Here is an 18,480-nt window from a genome sequence, read left to right as displayed (position 1 = left end):
CGGGCCGCGTTTCAGCCGGCGCCCGCGCCCTGGCGGATCGCCGCCAGCATGGCGCGGGCGCGCGCCGGCAACGAGCGCGATCCATACACCGCATGCATCTGCGGGGCCACGCCGCGCGCCGAGGTAGCGGTGTAGCCGGGGCAGACCCGCACCAGCGTGCCGCGGGCGATTTCCGGCGCGGCCGCCCAGTCGGCCAGCCGCGCGATGCCCACGCCCTGCAACGCCAGCGCCATCAGGCCGCTGCTGGTGCTGACCCGCACCGCCGGCTCGGCGTGCATGCGCACGATGCGCTTGTCGCGCCGCAGGTGCCAATCCTTCAATACGCGCGGACCGGTATGCATGATGAGCCGGTGCCGCGCCAGTTCCTCGGGTTCGCGCGGCAGGCCCATGCACGCCACGTAGTCCGGGCTGGCGCACAACAGCCGCTCGTAGGGCCACAGGCGCGCGCCCAGCAGGTCGCTGGACGCCGGGAAGCCGCCGCGGATGGCGAAATCCAGGCCCTCGGCGATCGGGTCGATTGCCTTGTCGGTGTAGTGGATGTCCACCGTGACGCCCGGATGCTGGGCCGCGTAGCGGCGCAGCACGGCCGGCAGCAGGGTCACGCCCAGCAGGTCGGGCGCGGAGAAGCGCAGGCGGCCCTGGTCGCCTTGCTGGGCGTCGTGCAAGGCCTCGCGCGCCTGGCTTTCCAGGCGCAGCAGCTCGCGCGCGTATTCGAAGTAGCTTTCGCCTTGCGGCGTCAGCGCCACGCTGCTCTTGCTGCGCAACAGCAGCTGCGCGCCGACCTGGCGCTCCAGGGCCTGCACCGCGCGCGTGACGGCGCTGGGCGAGGCGCCCAGCGCGCGCGCCGCCAGCACGAAGCTCTGGCGTTCCGCGACGGCGCAGAACACCTGGTATTCCCATAGGGCGCCACGTTCCATGGCGATTCTCCATTGCAATTATCGCAACATGATATTGCAACGAGGACCGCCTGGGCGGACCTAGACTGCGGCCCTTCCCGACTCTTCGCCAGGTTGACCGCCATGCACGACCCCCACTATTTCGACCCCCTCACCGGCGCGCGCCATGCGCTGGACGAGGCCCGCTGGTGTTCCGATGCGCGCACGCCGCTGATGATCTCGCCGCTGCCGGGCATCTCGCCCGACGACATCGACCGCCGCGAACGCTCGCTGTGGCGCTACCGGGCCGCGCTGCCCGGCGCCGTGACGCGCCCGGTATCGATGGGCGAGGGTTGCACGCCGATGGTGGAGCGCGCCTGGGGCTGGCTGCGGCCGCATTTCAAGCTGGAATGGTTCAACCCCACCTGCAGCTTCAAGGACCGTGGCGCCGCGGTGATGCTGTCGTGGCTGCGCCAGATCGGCATCGGCGCCATCGCCGAGGACAGTTCGGGCAATGGCGGCGCCGCCATCGCGGCGTACGGCGCGGCGGCGGGCATGGGCGTCACGATCTTCGCGCCGGCCTACACGTCCAGCGCCAAGGTGGCGCAGATCCGCGCGTTCGGCGCCAACGTGCAACTGGTGCAGGGGCCGCGCGAGAACGCCGAAACCGCCGCGATCGAGGCCGCCGCGCGGATCTTCTATGCCAGCCACAATTGGCAGCCGTTTTTCCTGCAGGGCACCAAGTCCATCGCCTACGAGATGTGGGAGGACTTCGGTTTCCAGGCGCCGGACAACGTGGTGATTCCGGCGGGCGCGGGCAGCAACGTGCTGGGCTGCGCCATTGGCTTTGCCGAGCTGCTGGCGGCCGGGCAGATCAAGCGCCTGCCGCGCCTGTTCGTGGCCCAGCCGCTGAACTGCTCGCCGCTGGACGCCAGCTTCCAGGCCGGCGTCGACACGCCGGTGGCGCGCGACGTGCTGCCGACCGTGGCCGAGGGCACCGCGATCAGGCAGCCGGTGCGCCTGCGCGAAGTGCTGCAGGCGATCCGCGCCAGCGGCGGCCAGACGGTGGCCGTGCCGGAGGCGGAGATCATCGCCGCGGTGCGCAAGCTGGCGGCGATGGGGCTCTATGCCGAGCCCACCAGCGCCAGCGCCGCGGCGGCGCTGGACAGGCTGCGGGCGCGCGGCGCCATCCGCGATGCCGAGCGCACGGTGGTACTGCTGACCGGCACCGGCATCAAGGCCACGCAGTTCATGACGGATCTGTACGCGGCGGCGTGACCGCCGCCGCGTCCGCCAGTAGATGGTCGAGCAGGCGGCGGGCGCGGGCGCTGAGGGTATCGCGCGAAGGCACGCACAGCAGCAGCTCGCGCGCGGCCCAGGCGTCGGACAGCGCCACCGGCGTCACCCTGAGCAGCTGGCGCATGCTGTTGGCCGTGGTTTCGGGCACGATGCCCACGCCCACGCCGGCCTCGACCAGCCGGCACATGGCGTCGAAGCTGCGCAACTGCACCCGCAGCTTGATGGGCTTGCCGACCACCAGCGCCTGCCGCGCCAGGAAGCGTTGCAGCGCGCTGCTGCGGTCGAGCCCGACGAAGTCCTCGTCCAGCACGTCGCGGAACGCGACCTCGGCCCGGTCCGCCAGCGCGTGGCCGGCCGGCACGATCAGCACGAAGCGGTCGGCGCGGTAGGCGTGGGTCTGCAGGGCGCCGGTGTCGACCGTGCCGGCGACGATGCCGATATCGGCCGAGCCGTCGGCGATGCACTCGACGATCTCGTCGCTCAGCATTTCCTGCAATTCGACGTTGATGCGCGGATGCGCCGCCAGGAAGCCGCTGAGCGCTTCGGGCAGGAAGGCGGTCAGCGCGTTGGTATTGGACAGCAGGCGCACCGAGCCGCCGAATTCGCCGGAGAAATCGGCCAGGTCGTCGCGCAGGCGGTCGGCCTGGGCCAGCATGACGCGGGCATGGGCGGCCAGCTTCAGGCCGGCCGGGGTGGGAATGACGCCCTGGCGGCGGCGCTCCAGCAGCGGCGCGCCGAGCGAGGCTTCGAGGTTGCGGATGCGGGCGCTGGCGGCGGCCAACGCCAGGTTGGCGCGGGCGGCGCCGTGGGTGATGCTGCCGGCCTGCACCACGTGCAGGAACAGCGCCAGGTCGGTCAGGTCGAAACGCATGGCGGCGAGCCTACGCGAGGCGCGCAGGCAGCCTCTGCGAATCGCGCATTTTCAGCGCGGGACAGGGTCCGTACACTGCGCCGATCCGTGTTCTTGTGGTGGTTTTTTCATGCATCTTGTCGCCTCCGGTTTTCCGATTCTACCCGCGCTGATCACCGCGATCACGATCGCGTTGTGGGCCTTTTCGCGGCTGCCTGAGTACCTGACGGCGCTGCTGTTCTTCAGCGCGGCCATGATCTTCGCGGCCGCGCCGCGCGAGGTGGTGTTCTCCGGGTTTTCGTCGGCGGCGTTCTGGCTGGTGCTGAGCGGCTATGTGCTGGGGCTGGCGCTGAAGTACACCGGCCTGGCCGACCGCATGGCGGGCGCGCTGTCGCGGCGCCTGTCGGGTTCGTATCCGAAGGTGGTGGCCGGCGTGGTGGCGCTGACCTACCTGCTGGCCTTCGTGATGCCGTCGAACATGGGCCGCATCGCGCTGCTGATGCCGATCGTGCTCGCCTATGCCGACCAGATCGGGCTGGTGGCGGGCCGTCGTGGACGCATTGGGCTGGCGCTGGCGGTGGGCTTCGGCACCTTCCAGCTGTCCACCTCCATCCTGCCGGCCAACGTGCCGAATCTGGTGATGGCCGGCAGCATCGAATCGAGCTATGGCCTGCAGCTGGGTTATCTGCCGTATCTGTGGCTGCATGCGCCGGTGCTGGGCATCCTGAAAGGCGCGGTGCTGGTGGCCTGTATTGCCTGGCTGTTCCGCGACACCCCCGAGGCGGCGCCGCCGGCGCCCGCCGCCCAGCCCCTGTCGGCGGCGGAAAAGCGCCTGGCCGTGCTGCTGGGATTGACGTTGCTGGGCTGGGTGACGGACGGATGGCACGGCGTGTCGCCGGCCTGGATCGGGCTGGCGTCGGCCTGTGTGTGTCTGTTGCCCAAGGTGGGTTTCGTCAGCGGCGAGCAGTTCGGCAAGGAAGTGAATTTCCGCACCGCGATCTACGTGGCGGGCATTCTGGGACTGGCGGCGATGGTGGCCGACAGCGGCCTGGGCGGCATCATCGGCCGCGCCCTGCTGGACTGGCTGCCGTTGTCGCCCGAGGCGCCGATGCAGAGCTTCTTTTCGCTGGTGGGACTGTCGGCGGCGCTGAACTTCGTGGTCACGGCCAACGGCGTGCCGGCCCTGTATACGCCGCTGGCCGAGACGCTGGCGCAGGCCTCGGGCTTCTCGCTGATGACGGTGCTGATGGCGCAGGTGGCCGGCTACGCCACCGTCATCATGCCGTACCAGGCCTCGCCCATCGTGGTGGCGATGGGCATGGGCCAGGTGCCGGCGCGCAGCGGCCTGGCGTTGAGCCTGCTGACCGCGCTGGTGTCCTTCGTGGCGCTGGTGCCGCTGGACTACCTGTGGTTCAGGCTCCTGGGAATGCTGGGATCGTGATCAGTTCGTCTTCGACGGCGGCGGGGGCGGGTTCTGGCGCCGGGGCGAACACCCGCAGGCGGTGGCCGTCGGGGTCGAGCGCGACGAAGGTGCGGCCGAAGTCCATGTTGGTGGGGGCCTGCAGGATCGGCAGGCCCCGGAGGCTCCAGTCGAGGTGGCGCTGGTTGAGCGCGTCGGCGTCGGGCACGGTGAAGGCCAGTTCGGTGCAGCCGCCGCGGCCGGCGGCGGCCGGTTCCACGGTGTGGCGCGACCACAGGCCCAGCATCAGGCCGGAGTCGAGCGCGAACAGGGCGAAGGTGGGCGAGCTTTCGACGGGCGGGCGGTTCAGCAGCGCGCTGTAGAACGCCGCGCTGGCCTCGGGCTTGTCGACGTAGAAAATGACGAAGTTCTTGGCGGACATGATGCGCTCCTGGTTGAATGAGCGCTCATCTTAGAGAGCCATGCTGTCAGATTTTGTCAGCAGTCTTCATGCCGATGTCGCACCCGCCGGCGCGCGGCGCACGCCAGGGATCAGCAGGGGTCGCCCTTGGCCGTATTGATGGCGCGCCACTCCTTGAGCAAGGCCTGGCGGCGGCGTGGATAGCGTTGCCCGGCTTCGAGCGTGGCGATGCGGTCGGTGCGGAAATGGCGGAAATCCTGGCGCAGTTCGCACCAGGCCATGACGATGCGCACGCTGTCGAAAAATCCCAGGGCGAACGGCCAGATGACGCGTTCGGAATCGGCGCCCTTGTCGTCGCGATAGGTGATGGCGATCTTCTGCTCGCCGCGAATGGCCTGGCGGATCAGCGACAGGTCGACCCGGTCGACCACCGCCCAGCTGCTGGGGCCGACCAGCAGCGGAATGGCGTCCAGTTCGTCGCGCAGTTCGCGCGGCAGCACCGCGCTGATCTTGGCCAGCGCGTTGGCGGCGGCCTGGCCCAGGCGCGGATCGGAACGGCCGGCCACCCAGCGGGTGCCCAGCACCAGGGCCTCGATCTCCTCGGTGCTGAACATCAGCGGCGGCAGCATGAAGCCGGGCCGCAGCACGTAGCCGATGCCAGGCTCGCCCTCGATCTCGGCGCCCTGCGCCTGCAGCGTGGCGATGTCGCGGTACAGCGTGCGCAGGCTGACGCCCAGGTCGGCGGCCAGGCGGTGGCCGCTGACGGGCAGGCGGTGGCAGCGCAGGGTCTGCAGCAGGTCCAGGAGGCGTTCGGTGCGGGACATGGGAGCGGGGGAGGGCGGGACGGCGTAATGCTGCCATGGAATGGCAGCAGCGGGAAGCCGCGGCCCGCCGTTCTTGATCCGGCCGTCCTCAACCCGGCAGCGCCGCCAGCCAGTCGTGCACCCGCCCGGCCAACTCCAGGCTGTTGCGGTCCATCATCAGCATGTGCGAGTTGCCGCGGATGCCCAGGTCGGGCAACGACAGCACCGTGACGCTGGCATGGCGCGCCGCGAATTCCCGCACCCGTGCGCGCATCCGCGGCCAGCGCGGATCGGTGTCCATGTGGTCGCCCATCACGACCAGCGTGGGAGTGTCGTAGCGGGCACCGGGCCCGAGGTCCGGGATGCTGGCCGGCTCCAGCGCCACCAGCGCGCGCACCCGCTCGGGCAGAGCGTGGGCGGCGCGGATGCCGAACACGCCGGCCTGCGAATGGCAGACCACGATGGCCGCGCCGATCCGCTCCAGGAAGGCCTGGTAGGCGCGCAGGATGGCGGCATCGGTGTGGACCCAGCGCGGCACCATCTGCGCGGCCAGCTCGTCGAACGCCTCCAGCGGGAATTGCGTGTCCGGGTAGGCGCTGCCGGGGCCGGGCCGGGTGCCCGGGCGGCCGATGCGAAAGCGCGTGTAGCAGTCCTCGCGCGCCTGCACCACCGGCGCGTCGGGCCAGACGTGCGGCGCGGCGCCGGCGCGGCCGCGTTCCACCGCGTCACACAGGTAGGCGTCCCAGCCGCGCCGCAGGAAATAGTGCAGCCAGCCCTGGCGGCCGTCCGGCGTGGTCTCCCAGGCCGCGCCGGTCATGCCGCCGCCATGCCAGAACGCCAGCGGCGGCCGGCCGCTGGCCGGCTCCGACAGGAAGTACTGCGCATACATCTGTTCGACGCGGTAGGTGCCGTTGGGATCCAGCGCCACCGGCTGGCCGCCTTCGGCCATGATCAGCTCGCGTCGCGGCAGGCCGCTGAGCGCCAGGTCGCGGCCGCCGACATGGAAGGCGCCCATGTCGCGCAGGCGGATCGGCGCCAGCGCCGCGCCGTCGTCCAGGGGCGCGGCCATCATTCGGCCTTGATGTGGTTGGTCTCGATGACCTGTTTCCACTTGGCCGTTTCGGTGGTGACGAAGCGGCCCAGGTCGGCGCGCGAGCCGGCGGCGGTCTCGACGCCCAATTCGCGCATCTTGGCCGCCACCTCGGGCGCCTGCAGCGCCTGGGCGAAGGCGTCGTGCAGCGTGTTCAGCACCGGGGCCGGGGTGCCGGCCGGCGCCATCACGCCGAACCAGGGCGTGATCAGGAAGTCGGGCACGCCGGCCTCGGCGAAGGTCGGCACGTCCGGAATCGCCGGGGCGCGCGCGGCGCTGGCCACGGCCAGGGCGCGCAGCTTGCCGGCGCGGATGTTGGCCAGCGAGGCCGGCAGGTTGTCGAAGTACATGTCGACCTGGCCGCCGAGCAGGTCGGCCGCCACCTGGCCGGCGCCCTTGTACGGGATGTGGGCCAGGTCGATGCCGGCGCGCTGCTTGAGCAGCTCGGTCGCCAGGTGGGCCGAGCCGCCGATGCCGGAGGAGGCCGAATTGAGCTTGCCGGGGTTGGCGCGGGCATACGCCAGCAGCGCCGGCAGCGTGTCGGCCGGCACTTTGGGATTGATCACCAGCACGCTCGGCACCGTGCCGATCATGGCGACGGGCGCGAAGTCCTTGACGATGTCGTAGGGCGCCGGCTGGTAGAGCGACGGCGCCACGGTGCAACCGAACGCGCACATCAGCAGCGTCTGGCCGTCGGGCGCGGCGCGCGCCACCGCCTGCGCGCCGATGTTGCCGCCGGCGCCGGCGCGGTTCTCGACGATCAGCGGCTGGCCGAGGCGCTTGGAAAGGTTGTCGCTGAGCAGGCGCGCCAGGATGTCGGGCGTGCCGCCGGCGGGGAAGGGCACTACCAGCGTGATCGGGCGGCTGGGGAAATCGGTGGCATGGGCCGCCAGCGGCAGGCAGGCGGCCAGCGCCAGCAGGGCGCGGCCGGCCCAGCGGGCCAGCACGGGGCGGATGCGCCGGGGCGCGGGAAGGTGGCGGGTGGGGCCCATGGTTGTCTCCGTAGCGGGCGGCCGGGTCGAAACGCCCGGTCCGTGGCGGACTGTAGCCAAGCCGGCCGCGCCTGCCCAATGCCGGCGGCGCAAGACCACCATATCGAATCCGGTATGGTTCTTTTCAGTCATTCAGTTACGGCATAGCATGGCGCCATGAGCGACCCCCACTCCTTGCCCTCGCTGCGCAGGCTCGACATGAACCTGCTGCTGACCTTCGACGTGCTGATGCGCACGCGCAGTGCCACCGCCAGCTCGCGCCTGCTGCACAAGACCCAGCCGGCCATCAGCCGCGACCTGGCGCGCCTGCGCCTGCGGCTGGAGGACCCGCTGCTGGTGGTGGTGAAGGGACGTTTCGTTCCGACCGAGCGGGCGCTGGAGCTGCACGCGTCGGTGCATGACGCGCTGGCGCAGATCGAGGCCGCGCTGCGCCCGCCCGAGGCCTTCGATCCGGCGCGCGCCGAAGGCGTGGTCAACATCGGCACCGGCGCGCACAGCGAAATCCTGCTGGCCGCGCCGCTGATCGAGCGGCTGCACCGCGCCGCGCCCGGCGTGACGCTGCGCTTCCAGTCGCTGCACGGCGATTTCGCGCCCGACGACCTGGAGGCCGAACGGCTGCATATCGCCATCGGCCTGTTCGGCAAGGTGCCGGCGCGCTTTCACCGCGATGCGCTGCACACCGACCGCCGCGTCTGCGTGCTGTCGGCGCGGCATCCCTGGGCCAGGCGCGGCGCCCTGACGCTGGCCGACCTGGGCGCCATCAAGTGGTTCGCGTTCGAGCAGATGTACGGCCGCGAGACGACCTTCGACCGGCTGCTCAAGCCGGGCGCCGGCCGCATGGCATTCTCGGCCTATCTGTCGGGCTTCGGCGTGGCGCCCTATGTGCTGGTGGAGACCGACTACGCCACCACCATGCCGGCCAGCGTGGCGCGGGCGCACTGCCGCCATTTCCCGCTGGCGATGCTGGAGATGCCAGCGCGCCTGCGGCGCATGGAACTGGCGATGGTGTGGGCGCGCCGCCAGCACGCCTCGCCGTTGCAGGCGTGGCTGCGCGGCCAGGTGCGCGACGTGCTGCGCGAGCGCCTGGCCGCCGACGTCCCGGCTTAGCGGGCGACCGGCTTGCCGGTGGCCACGTCGATGGCCGAGCCGTCTTCCAGGCTGACGCGGTAGATCTCGCGCAGCACGTTGCCGGCAAAGCCGATCTCGACGATGGACACGTCCTTGAAGGTGGCCTGGATGCCGTCGGGCAGCGCGGCGTTGAACTTGGCGGACTCCTGCTTCATGGCGTCGGCCAGGCGCGCGTCGTACGGCGTCATGCTGTAGACCAGCGTGGTGTGCGGGTTGTGGGCGCGCACTTCCTTGCCGTCCTTCATCACGTTGACGCCGCTTACGCCCATGGTCTTGACCAGCTCGCGGCCGGCGTCGGCCATCTTGGCGTAGACCGGGCCGGTCACGCGCGGCAGCGGGCCGTCGCGCAGCGGCGCCAGGGCGGCGGTGGTCACGGTGTTGTAGGCCATCATGGCCTCGAAGCCCGCGCCGCTCTTGACCACGCCCAGGTCCAGCCACCACGGGTGGCCCGCGCCCTTGGCGGCTTCGGTCGGATAGAAGTCCTTGAGCGTCACCTGCAGCGGCGCCGGCGGCTTGGGCAGCGCGCGCAGCATGCGCTGCGGCGTGGCGCTGTCGGCGCTGTGGATGTGGACCACGGTCACGTGCGGGATATTGGGCGTTGCGGCCTCGGTCTTCAGGCCCAGCGCCAGCAGGTCCTGCTTGAGCGTGCCGTTGACCTTGGCGTCCAGCACGGCGTTCACTTCCTTGGGCAGGCGGTACACCACGCCATAGGTGGTCTTGTGTTCACGGAAGGCGGGCTGCTCCAGCGCGCTGTTGTCGATGGGAGCGGCGAAGGCGGCCGAGAGGGTGGCCAGGGACAGGCCCAGGGCGGCCAGGGGCAAGACGCGTTTGATCATGGATTTTCCTTGTATGTTCAAGACCCGCGAGAGTCCGGTCCAGTGTGGCCACGCCGGATGTACGGCGTATTGCACCAGTCCAAAGAAATCCGATAGGCGGCCAAGCCGGGCCGATAGCTGCGCCCGGCTATAGCAGGAAGACGGCCGCCACGATCAGCAGCCCCAGCGCCAGGTTGACGCCGACCCAGCGGCGGATGCCCGCCATGGCCTGGCCGCCGCGCGGCCATTCCGACGCGGCCACCGCCGCGCGCAGGCGCGGATAGAGCGCGGCGCGGATGTAGCCATAGATGGCCGTCATCACCAGCCCGCCCGCGGCCATCACGGTCCAGGCGCGCGGCATGAAGAAGGCGCCGCCGCTGCGCGCGGCCTGGGCCGCCTCCTGGCCGATCATGAGCGCGCCGGTCGCCAGGATCAGCACGATGGCGGCCCCCACCGCGTTCAGGAAGGGGCCGAGCACCGCGTCCATCAGGCGCAGCCGTTGCGGCGGCTCAAGTCGTGCGGCCGCCGGCCGCAGGAAACAGTGGGCGAACAGCATGCCGCCGACCCACAGGATCACGGCCAGCAGGTGGATGAGTTTGAGCGCGCTGTAGAGCATGGTGTCGGGCTTCGGGAATGGCCCGCGTCGTCGCAATGTCGACGGCAAGGGCTGGCTGTGGGCGGTGGCCGCCGGGGAGATCCCGGCCGAATCTGTCCCCATCATATATCCCGCAGGGGTGCCGGCGGGCGTCTTGACGCGCATCAGGGGTTTCCATTTAGAATGAGATTGATTTTTATTTGTGATCAAGAAAGTTCGGGAGCCCACTGTGTCCAACCTTGCGCTAGCCTCCGGCGACGCCGTCCATCTGCTTTACCGCGCGCACCACGGATGGCTGCACAACTGGTTGCGGGGCAAGCTGGGCAATTCCTGCGACGCCGCCGATCTGGCCCAGGACACCTTCCTGCGCGTGCTGCGCCATCGCCAGGAACTCGACGCGCTGCGCGAACCGCGCGCCTACCTGACCACCATCGCCAAGCGCCTGCTGCTGAACCACCATCGGCGCCGTTCGCTTGAACTCGCCTACCTGGAGGCGCTGGCCGCCTTGCCCGAGGCGCAGGCGCCGTCGCCCGAGCAACGCCTGCTCATCCTCGAAACATTGCAGGAAATCGACGAGATGCTGGCCGGCCTGGCGCGGCCGGCGCGGCAGGCGTTCCTGATGGCGCAGATCGAAGGCCTCAGCCACACCGAGATCGCCGCGCGGTTGAATGTGTCGACGCGCTCGGTGCATCGCTACATTGCCAAGGGATACGAACAATGCATCCTGGCGGTGATGTGAGCCTGTCGTGGGCGGCCGCGGCGCTGCCCGCCGTCGACCGCAAGGTCGCGCGCGAAGCGGCGCGCTGGTTGATGCGCCTGAGCTCCGAGCGGGCCACCGACGCCGACGTCCGCGCCTGCGCCCAATGGCGCGCCAGCAAGGCCGAACACGAGAACGCCTGGCAGCGCGCGCAGCGGGTCAATCAGCGCCTCGGGCTGGTCCCGGCGGCGCTGGGCATGGCGGCGCTGAACCGGCCCGAATCGGCCGGCCGGCGCGCGGCCGTCAAGACGCTGGCGGCGTTGGTCGTGGCCGGCCCGGCGGGCTGGGCCGCCTGGCGCGCCAGTCCGTTCGAATGGAGCGCCGACTACCGCAGCGCGGCCGGCGAGCAGCGCCAGGTGGCGCTGGGCGATGGGTCGTCCCTGCGCCTGAACACGGCCAGCGCCGTCGACGTGCTGTACGACGGCGACCTGCGGCTGGTGCGCCTGCGAGCCGGCGAGATCGCGGTCCACGCGGTGGCCGAGGCCGACCCCCATCCCCGGCCGTTCGTGGTCCGCACGCGGCTGGGCGATGTCCAGGCGCGGGCGGCGCGATTCTGCGTGCAGGACGCGGGCGCGGCGTGCCGCGTCAGCGTCCAGGAGGGCCGCGTCATGCTGGGCCGCGCCGGCGCCTGGGTGGCGCTGGCGGCGGGCGAGCAGGCCTGGCTGCGCGCCGATGAGGTGCCGCGGCCCGAACCGGCCGATCCGCACGCCACCGACTGGATGCGTGGCGTGCTGCACGCCAGCGCCTGGCGCCTGGATGCGTTCGCGGCCGAATTGAGCCGTTATCGGCCGGGCGTGCTGCGTTGCGATCCGGCCGTGGCCGGGCTGCGGATTTCCGGCGCATTCCAATTGCATGACACCGACGCGGTGCTGGCGGCCCTGCCGTCCACGCTGCCGGTGCAGGTGCGCTATCGCAGCGCGTATTGGGTGACGATCCTGCCGCGCGTCGGCCAGGCTTGAATCGTCGCCGTTACAAAAAAACCGAGAGGGAGTTGTCCGGTTCGCATTTTTCCCGGGTCATGGTCAGTAGAGGCAGACGAATGCCGATACCCGTTGGATCGAAAGGACGACCATGGCTCATTTCCCCGCCAGCCGCGCGCGCGGCTATTCACTCAACCGAGAGGTTCCATGCCGACTGACCCGCCTGGCCCTGGCGCTGCGCATCGCCACCGCGCTGGCTGCCCCAGCCGTTGCGCTGTGGCCGGCCGCCGCCGCGCTGGCGCAGATCGCGCCGACCGAGCAGGCGCGCACCTACCGCATTCCGGCCGGCCCGCTGGCGGAGAACCTGTCGCGCTTCGCCGACAACGCCGGCGTCACGGTGCTGTTCGACGCGGCGCTGGTGGGCCAGCGGCGTGGCGCCGGCCTGAACGGGGATTACGCCGTGGCTGACGGCTTCGCCCGCCTGCTGGCCGGCAGCGGCCTGGCCGCGCGCGAGCGCAGCCCGGGCGTGTTCGTGCTGCAGGCGTTGCCGTCCCGCGGCGTGACGCAGCTGACACCGGTCACGGTCGAGGGCGAGGGCGCGGCGGTCACGCCGGCGTGGGAGACCCGCAGCGACCGCAAGCGCCTGGACGACGCGCAGGTGCGCGGTTGGAGCGACCTGGGCAAGCGCCTGGAACCGGGCGTGAACTTCAACCGCCAGAACAACAGCATCAACATTCGCGGGCTTGACCAGGATCGCGTGCTGACGCGGGTGGATGGCATCCGCCTGCCGTGGCTCGATGACGGCGCGCGCGGCGTCAAGGGCGGGCTGGAGGCGGTGGACTTCAATTCCCTGTCACGCCTGGACATCGTGCGCGGCGTCGACGCCAGCGCGGGTGGGTCGGGCGCCATCTCCGGCATGGCCGACCTGTACACGCTCGATCCCTCGGACCTGCTGAGCGACGGCAAGACCTTCGGCGCGCTGGCCAAGACCGACTACGACACCGCCGACAGCAGCTGGGGCGCCAACGCCGCGCTGGCCGGGCAGATCCACCGCAATACCTTCTGGCTGGTGCAGGCGGGCGTGCGCAACGGCCATGCGCTGGACAATCGCGGCGACGTCGGCGGCTACGGCCCGCGCCGCAGCGAACCGACGCCCGAAGACTATGACCAGCGCAGTTTCCTGCTCAAGCTGCAACAGCGCGTGGAGGGTGGCCATCGCTTTGGCCTGACCGGCGAATACTTCAAGCGCAAGGCCACCCAGGACAGCATGTTCGAGCAGGGCCCCGGCACCAGCTACCTGATCGGCGAGAACGCCACCAGAAAGGAAACCGAGCGCGAGCGGGTGTCGTTCGATTATGCCTACAAGGCGCCGGGCGAGGGGGGCTGGATCGACAGCGCCACGGCGGTGGTGTATTGGCAGCGCATGCAGCTCGACAGCGCGCTGGATGGCGAGCGCAGCCGCGATGCGCGCGCCAACATCATTCCCGGCGATCCGTTCAGCTATGGCTTCCCCAGTGACGCCTACGGCCGCAACAACTCCATCCGCCAGACCATGTTCGGCGCCAATGGCGAACTGACCAAGCGGCTGGCGGGCAACATGGTGTCGCAGTTGTGGACCGTGGGCGGCGAGTGGTATGGCAACAAGACCGAGCAGAACTCCAGCGGTTACGACAACTGCCCCACCGTGCGGGCCGGCACGCCGGCGCCGTTCGGCCCGCGCACCTGCGACATGCTGCACACCAACCAGGCCGACGTGCCGCTGTCCAAGGGCAGCCAGTGGGCGCTGTGGATGTCAGACGAATTCAGCTTCGGCGATGGCCGCTACACCGTCATGCCGGCGCTGCGCTACGACCACTACGAGCAGAAGCCCAGGTCCACCGAAAGCTACGCCAGCAACCGCAACGGCGGCGTGTTGCCGCCCGAGAACAGCGGCGGGCGCTTCTCGCCCAAGCTGCTGACCACCTGGAAGGCGGCCGACGAACTGAGTCTGTACGCGCAGTACGCCTATGGTTTCAAGGCGCCCAGCGCGACGCAGCTCTACACCAACTACGGCGGCCCCGGCACCTACCTGCGGGTCGGCAATCCCTACCTGAAGCCGGAAACCAGCAAGGGCTGGGAACTGGGCGCCAAGCTGGGTTCCGATTCGCTCGGCGGCGCGGTATCGTTCTTCGACAACCGCTACCAGAATTTCATCGACAGCAACGTGCCGCTGGATGCCAACTCGCCGCAATGGCAGCCGGGCTGGGCCGGGCAGTACCCGTTGGGCATCACCGGCAACGTCAACCGCGCCAAGGTGCGCATCTACGGCGCCGAGGCCAGCGCGCACTGGAAGTTCTCGCCGGGCTGGCGCACGTGGGGTTCGCTGGCGTGGGCCGTGGGCAAGGACGAAGGCACCGGCCAGTACCTGAACTCGGTGGCGCCGCTGAAGGCGGTGCTGGGCGTGGGCTATGGCCGCGACGTGTGGGGCGTGGACGCGCTGCTGACGACCGCCCTGCGCCGCAACAAGGTCGAATACCCGGAGGCCGGCGCCTCGACGCCCAACCGCGACTTCCAGGCGCCCGGCTACGGCGTGGTGGACCTCATGGGCTACTGGCGGCCGACGGCGGTCAAGGGGCTGCAGGTGCAGGCTGGCGTGTTCAACCTGTTCGACAAGAAGTACTGGGAAGCGATCAACGTGCCGACCGCCGGCGCCACGGCCCTGCCGCGGCCGGTGGACTGGTACACGGAGCCGGGGCGCAGCCTGCGCGTCTCGCTGACTTATCAATACTGACCCGCGCTGCCGCCGCTGCGCGACAGCGGCGGCAGTCCTGATTTTCCATTCCGGCCGGAGAGACCGCAATGAACCAAGAAGTGAAGCATCCTGATTTCGCGACCCGCGCCGCCGAGCTGCGCGCCCGCAACGACGCGCTGGCGGCGTCCAGGCCCGGCCTGCGCGCCCGCAACCTAGCCCAGGAACTCGGCGTGTCCGAGGCCGAATGGGTCGCGGCCGGCTGTGGCGGCGTCAAGGCCACCGAACTGCACGGCCAGCCGCAGGAGATCTTCCGCGAACTGGGCACGTTGGGCCCGGTGATGGCCCTGACGCGCAATGACTGGTGCGTGCATGAGCGCCACGGCGCCTACCTGGACATCCAGGCCGACGGACCGGTCGGCCTGGTGCTGGGGCCGGACATCGACCTGCGCGTATTCTTCTCGTGCTGGAAGTCGGCCTGGGCGGTCGAGCAGGACGGCCGCCACAGCCTGCAGTTCTTCGACGGCGCGGGCGTGGCGGTGCACAAGGTCTACCGCACCGAAGCCACCGACGTCGCCGCGTATGACGCGCTGGTGGCCAGGTTCGCCGGCGCTTCGCGCTGGCCCGAGACCGCGCCCTATGCGCCCGCGGCCGACGCGCCGAGCGTCGAGGACAGCGCCCGGTGGCGCCAGGCCTGGCTGGGCATGCAGGACACGCACGAGTTCTTTCCGCTGCTGCGCAAGTTCAAGGTGTCGCGGCTGGCGGCGCTGGCCGCGGCCGGCGAAGACCTGGCGCAGACGGTGCCGGCGGAGTCGGTCGAGCGCATGCTGGAGTCGGCGGCGGCCAGCGGCCTGTCGATCATGTGCTTCGTGGGCAACCGCGGCATGATCCAGATCCACACCGGCCCGGTTCGGCAGTTGCGCCGCACCGGCCCGTGGTTCAACGTGCTGGATCCGACCTTCAACCTGCACCTGGACACCACCGCCATCGCGTCGGCCTGGGTGGTGAACAAACCCACCAGCGATGGCTGGGTGACGTCGCTGGAACTGTATTCGTCCAGCGGCGATCTGATCGCGCAGTTCTTCGGCGAGCGCAAGCCGGGCAAGCCGGAGCTGGCGGGGTGGCGTGAATTGATGTCGGGCCTGTGCCGCGTGCCGTTGGCCGCTTGAGGATGATGCAATGAAGAAATGGCTGGCGGTGGCGGCTTGGATGCTGGTGGCGGGCGCGCAGGCGGCGCCGCCTGAACGCGTGGTGACGCTGGGCGGCAGCGTGACCGAGATCGTTTACGGCCTGGGGCAGGGCGGCCGGCTGGTCGGCGACGACCAGTCCAGCCTGTACCCGGAGGCCGCGACCCGGTTGCCGCGCGTTGGCTATTACCGCGCGGTGCCGGTCGAAGGCGTGCTTGCGCTCAAGCCCGACCTGGTGCTGGCCTCGGAGCAGGCCGGGCCGCCCGAGGCGCTCAAGCGCCTGGGCGAAGTCGGGGTGCGGCTGGTGAGCGTGCCGGACGCGCCGTCGGTCGATTCGCTCAAGGCGCGCATCCGCGCCGTGGCCGGCGCGCTGGACGTGGCGCCGGCCGGCGAGCAGATGGTGCGGGACGTGACGCGCGAGCTGGCCAAGGCCGAGGCCATGCCGGCCACGCGCGCGCGGGCGCTGCTGCTGATCAACCGCAACGGCGCGCCGCAAGGCGCGGGGCGCGGCACCGCGGCGGCCGAAGTCATGCACCTGGCCGGGCTGGCCAACGTGCTGGACGGCCAGCAGGGCTACAAGCCGCTGTCGCCCGAGGCCATCGGCGCGCTGGCGCCCGACCTGATCATCATCACGCGCGAATCGCTGCAGGCCAGCGGCGGCCTCGATGGCTTTGCGCGCCTGCCCGGCATCGCGGTGACACAGGCCGCGGCGAAGCGGCGCATCATCGTCATGGACGACCTGCTGATCCTGGGGCTGGGGCCGCGCTTGCCGCAGGCGCTGATCCAGCTCAAGCAGGAGGCCGCGCATGCCATGGCGCGCTAGCCCGCCGCTGGCGCTGGTGTTGCTGGCTGTGGCGGTGGTGGCGGCGGTGCTGGCGGCCAGCGCCAGCGGCGCGGTCTCGATTCCGTTGCGCGAGCTGCCGGCGCTGTTGTGGGGCACGCCCACGCCGGAGCAGGCGCTGTGGCGCAACGTGCTGATCGACATCCGCCTGCCGCGGGTGCTGCTGGCGGTGGTGATGGGCGCGGGCCTGGCGATCTCGGGGGCGGCGCTGCAGGCGCTGTTCCGCAATCCGCTGGCCGAACCGGGGCTGATCGGCATTTCCGCTGGCGCTTCGCTGGGCGCGGTCAGCGCCATCGTGATGACGCCGGGCGGCTTCTGGTACACCGCGCCGGGCGCCTTCATCGGCAGCCTGGTCGCGACCCTGTCGGCCTATCTGGTGGGACGGCGCGTGCCGGGCGTGGCGGGGCTGCTGTTGGCGGGCGTGGCGATCACCGCCATCGCCTTCAGCCTGATCGGGCTGTTCACCTTCATGGCGTCCGACGCGCAACTGCGCGACCTGACTTTCTGGAACATGGGCAGCCTGGCCGGCGCCAGCTGGAAGCTGCTGGCCTTCCTGGGGCCGTGGGTACTGCTGCTGTCGCTCTGGCTGACGCGTCAGTGGCGCGTGATGAACGCGCTGCTGCTGGGCGAGCGCGAGGCCCAGCACCTGGGTTATTCGCTCAAGCAGGCGCGGGCGCGGCTGGTGCTGGCCTGCACCCTGATCGTCGGGCCGCTGGTGGCCGCCAGCGGCACCATCGTGTTCGTCGGGCTGGTGGTGCCGCACCTGGTGCGCATGACGCTGGGCGCCAACCATCGCCTGCTGCTGCCCGCCTGCCTGCTGGGCGGCGGGCTGGTGATGACGCTGGCGGACTGGCTGGCGCGCGTCGTGGTGGTGCCGGCCGAACTGCCGATCGGCCTGGTGACCGGGCTGGTGGGCGGCCCCTTCTTCCTGTGGTTGCTGGCGCGCGGCCGGAGGCACGGTTGATGCTGGCCGCCGAGAACCTGAGCCTGGCGCGCGACGGCAAGCGCATCCTGGACCGCGTGTCGCTGGCGATCCATCCCGGCGAAGTGGTGGGCCTGCTGGGCAGCAATGGCGCCGGCAAATCGACCCTGCTGGGCGCGCTGTCGGCCGAGCTGGGCGCGGATGGCGGCAGCCTGACGCTGGATGGGCGGGCGCTGGGCGGGATGCCGCCGCGCGAGCAGGCGCGCAAGCGCGCGGTGCTGCCGCAAAAGCCCGGGCTGACCTTCGACCTGGGCGTGCGCGAAGTGGTGGCAATGGGCGCCTATCCGTTTCCGGAACTGTCGCCGGCCGAGGTCGACGAACTGGCGCGGCAGGCGCTGGAATGGGCCGACGTCAGCCACCTGGATGGACGCCGCTATCCGCAGCTGTCGGGCGGCGAGCAGCAGCGGGTGCAGTTCGCCCGCGTGCTGGTGCAATGCCGCGCGGCGCGCGCCCAGGGCGAAGCCCGCTACCTGCTGCTGGACGAACCGACCGCCAGCCTCGATCCCAAGCACCAGGCCGACCTGATGCGGCGGGCGGCGCAGCTGGCGCACGAGGGCAACACGGGCGTGCTGGTGATCATGCACGACATGAACCTGGCGGCGCGCTGGTGCGACCGCCTGCTGCTGCTGAGCGGCGGCCAGGCGGTGGCGCAGGGCACGCCGGCCGAGGTGCTGACGCCGGCCAACCTGTTCCTGGCGTACGGCATCCAGGCGCAGGTGATGCCGCATCCGTTGCAGGCGGACCGGTTGCTGGTGCTGATGGCTTGATGGGCGCCAGCCCCGCTAAAATGGGGCATCG

The 18,480-nt window shown here is 70.8% G+C and carries 18 protein-coding genes; 10 read left to right on the top strand and 8 right to left on the bottom strand.

Translation table 11 applies throughout. The features are described from left to right. Positions 1-11 precede the first annotated feature (11 nt). Complete coding sequence (locus ABFG95_RS09640; RefSeq protein WP_054415383.1) at positions 12-917, bottom strand: LysR family transcriptional regulator; 906 nt, start codon at positions 915-917, stop codon at positions 12-14. 102 nt (positions 918-1,019) lie between these two features. On the opposite strand from ABFG95_RS09640, the gene ABFG95_RS09635 reads away from it, so the two are divergent. Continuing rightward, entirely contained in the window at positions 1,020-2,153 is a 1,134-nt protein-coding gene (locus ABFG95_RS09635; RefSeq protein WP_348995790.1) for a pyridoxal-phosphate dependent enzyme, read from the top strand. On the opposite strand, the gene ABFG95_RS09630 is transcribed toward ABFG95_RS09635, so the two are convergent. Then, positions 2,125-3,045, bottom strand: coding sequence for a LysR substrate-binding domain-containing protein (locus ABFG95_RS09630; RefSeq protein ID WP_049075744.1), 921 nt, complete (start codon positions 3,043-3,045; stop codon positions 2,125-2,127). The two genes, ABFG95_RS09635 and ABFG95_RS09630, sit on opposite strands and share 29 nt — an antisense overlap. 109 nt (positions 3,046-3,154) lie before the next feature. On the opposite strand from ABFG95_RS09630, the gene ABFG95_RS09625 reads away from it, so the two are divergent. Beyond that, positions 3,155-4,465 (top strand): SLC13 family permease, encoded by a 1,311-nt coding sequence (locus ABFG95_RS09625; RefSeq protein ID WP_263900439.1) that lies wholly within the window; start codon positions 3,155-3,157, stop codon positions 4,463-4,465. On the opposite strand, the gene ABFG95_RS09620 is transcribed toward ABFG95_RS09625, so the two are convergent. The 4 genes from ABFG95_RS09620 to ABFG95_RS09605 all read right to left on the bottom strand — a co-directional run bounded on the left by ABFG95_RS09620 (position 4,437) and on the right by ABFG95_RS09605 (position 7,729). Next, positions 4,437-4,865, bottom strand: coding sequence for a VOC family protein (locus tag ABFG95_RS09620; RefSeq protein ID WP_054415388.1), 429 nt, complete (start codon positions 4,863-4,865; stop codon positions 4,437-4,439). The two genes, ABFG95_RS09625 and ABFG95_RS09620, sit on opposite strands and share 29 nt — an antisense overlap. A gap of 110 nt (positions 4,866-4,975) precedes the next feature. Beyond that, positions 4,976-5,668, bottom strand: coding sequence for a YafY family protein (locus ABFG95_RS09615; protein WP_059272440.1), 693 nt, complete (start codon positions 5,666-5,668; stop codon positions 4,976-4,978). A gap of 88 nt (positions 5,669-5,756) precedes the next feature. Then, the gene (locus ABFG95_RS09610; RefSeq protein WP_175145060.1) at positions 5,757-6,719 is read right to left on the bottom strand and encodes a hypothetical protein; all 963 of its coding nucleotides are present in this window, start codon (positions 6,717-6,719) and stop codon (positions 5,757-5,759) included. Further along, positions 6,716-7,729, bottom strand: a complete 1,014-nt coding sequence (locus ABFG95_RS09605) for a tripartite tricarboxylate transporter substrate binding protein (protein WP_175145062.1) — start codon at positions 7,727-7,729, stop codon at positions 6,716-6,718. The genes ABFG95_RS09610 and ABFG95_RS09605 overlap by 4 nt, the downstream gene beginning before the upstream one ends. Positions 7,730-7,885: 156 nt before the next feature. Between ABFG95_RS09605 and ABFG95_RS09600 the strand changes: the two genes are divergently transcribed. After that, positions 7,886-8,836, top strand: a complete 951-nt coding sequence (locus ABFG95_RS09600; protein WP_348995789.1) for a LysR substrate-binding domain-containing protein — start codon at positions 7,886-7,888, stop codon at positions 8,834-8,836. On the opposite strand, the gene ABFG95_RS09595 is transcribed toward ABFG95_RS09600, so the two are convergent. After that, positions 8,833-9,693, bottom strand: coding sequence for a hypothetical protein (locus tag ABFG95_RS09595; protein WP_049075734.1), 861 nt, complete (start codon positions 9,691-9,693; stop codon positions 8,833-8,835). The two genes, ABFG95_RS09600 and ABFG95_RS09595, sit on opposite strands and share 4 nt — an antisense overlap. 127 nt (positions 9,694-9,820) lie before the next feature. After that, positions 9,821-10,288 (bottom strand): CopD family protein, encoded by a 468-nt coding sequence (locus ABFG95_RS09590; RefSeq protein WP_278990573.1) that lies wholly within the window; start codon positions 10,286-10,288, stop codon positions 9,821-9,823. A gap of 208 nt (positions 10,289-10,496) precedes the next feature. Between ABFG95_RS09590 and ABFG95_RS09585 the strand changes: the two genes are divergently transcribed. From ABFG95_RS09585 to ABFG95_RS09555, 7 genes are all read left to right on the top strand, one after another. Next, positions 10,497-11,006 (top strand): sigma-70 family RNA polymerase sigma factor, encoded by a 510-nt coding sequence (locus ABFG95_RS09585; protein WP_049078043.1) that lies wholly within the window; start codon positions 10,497-10,499, stop codon positions 11,004-11,006. Further along, a complete protein-coding gene (locus tag ABFG95_RS09580; RefSeq protein ID WP_278990574.1) occupies positions 10,985-11,983 on the top strand; it encodes a FecR domain-containing protein in 999 nt (332 codons plus the stop codon). The genes ABFG95_RS09585 and ABFG95_RS09580 overlap by 22 nt, the downstream gene beginning before the upstream one ends. Positions 11,984-12,095: 112 nt before the next feature. Beyond that, a complete protein-coding gene (locus ABFG95_RS09575) occupies positions 12,096-14,714 on the top strand; it encodes a TonB-dependent receptor (protein WP_348995788.1) in 2,619 nt (872 codons plus the stop codon). Between the two features lie 80 nt (positions 14,715-14,794). Beyond that, on the top strand, positions 14,795-15,841 hold the full coding sequence (locus tag ABFG95_RS09570) for a ChuX/HutX family heme-like substrate-binding protein (RefSeq protein WP_139122210.1): 1,047 nt from the start codon (positions 14,795-14,797) through the stop codon (positions 15,839-15,841). Positions 15,842-15,851: 10 nt separating this feature from the next. After that, positions 15,852-16,682 (top strand): ABC transporter substrate-binding protein, encoded by an 831-nt coding sequence (locus tag ABFG95_RS09565; RefSeq protein ID WP_059272435.1) that lies wholly within the window; start codon positions 15,852-15,854, stop codon positions 16,680-16,682. Continuing rightward, positions 16,666-17,664 carry an iron ABC transporter permease gene (locus ABFG95_RS09560; RefSeq protein WP_278990576.1) on the top strand — a complete coding sequence of 333 codons (999 nt, stop codon included), beginning with the start codon at positions 16,666-16,668 and terminating at the stop codon, positions 17,662-17,664. Before ABFG95_RS09565 ends, ABFG95_RS09560 begins: the two co-directional genes overlap by 17 nt. Then, positions 17,661-18,449 carry a heme ABC transporter ATP-binding protein gene (locus tag ABFG95_RS09555; protein ID WP_278990577.1) on the top strand — a complete coding sequence of 263 codons (789 nt, stop codon included), beginning with the start codon at positions 17,661-17,663 and terminating at the stop codon, positions 18,447-18,449. The genes ABFG95_RS09560 and ABFG95_RS09555 overlap by 4 nt, the downstream gene beginning before the upstream one ends. Positions 18,450-18,480: the final 31 nt, after the last annotated feature.

Source organism: Achromobacter sp. HNDS-1, from assembly GCF_040084795.1.
GTDB classification, from domain to species: Bacteria; Pseudomonadota; Gammaproteobacteria; order Burkholderiales; family Burkholderiaceae_B; genus Achromobacter; species Achromobacter ruhlandii.
This window is presented reverse-complemented; position numbering and strand designations above follow the sequence as displayed.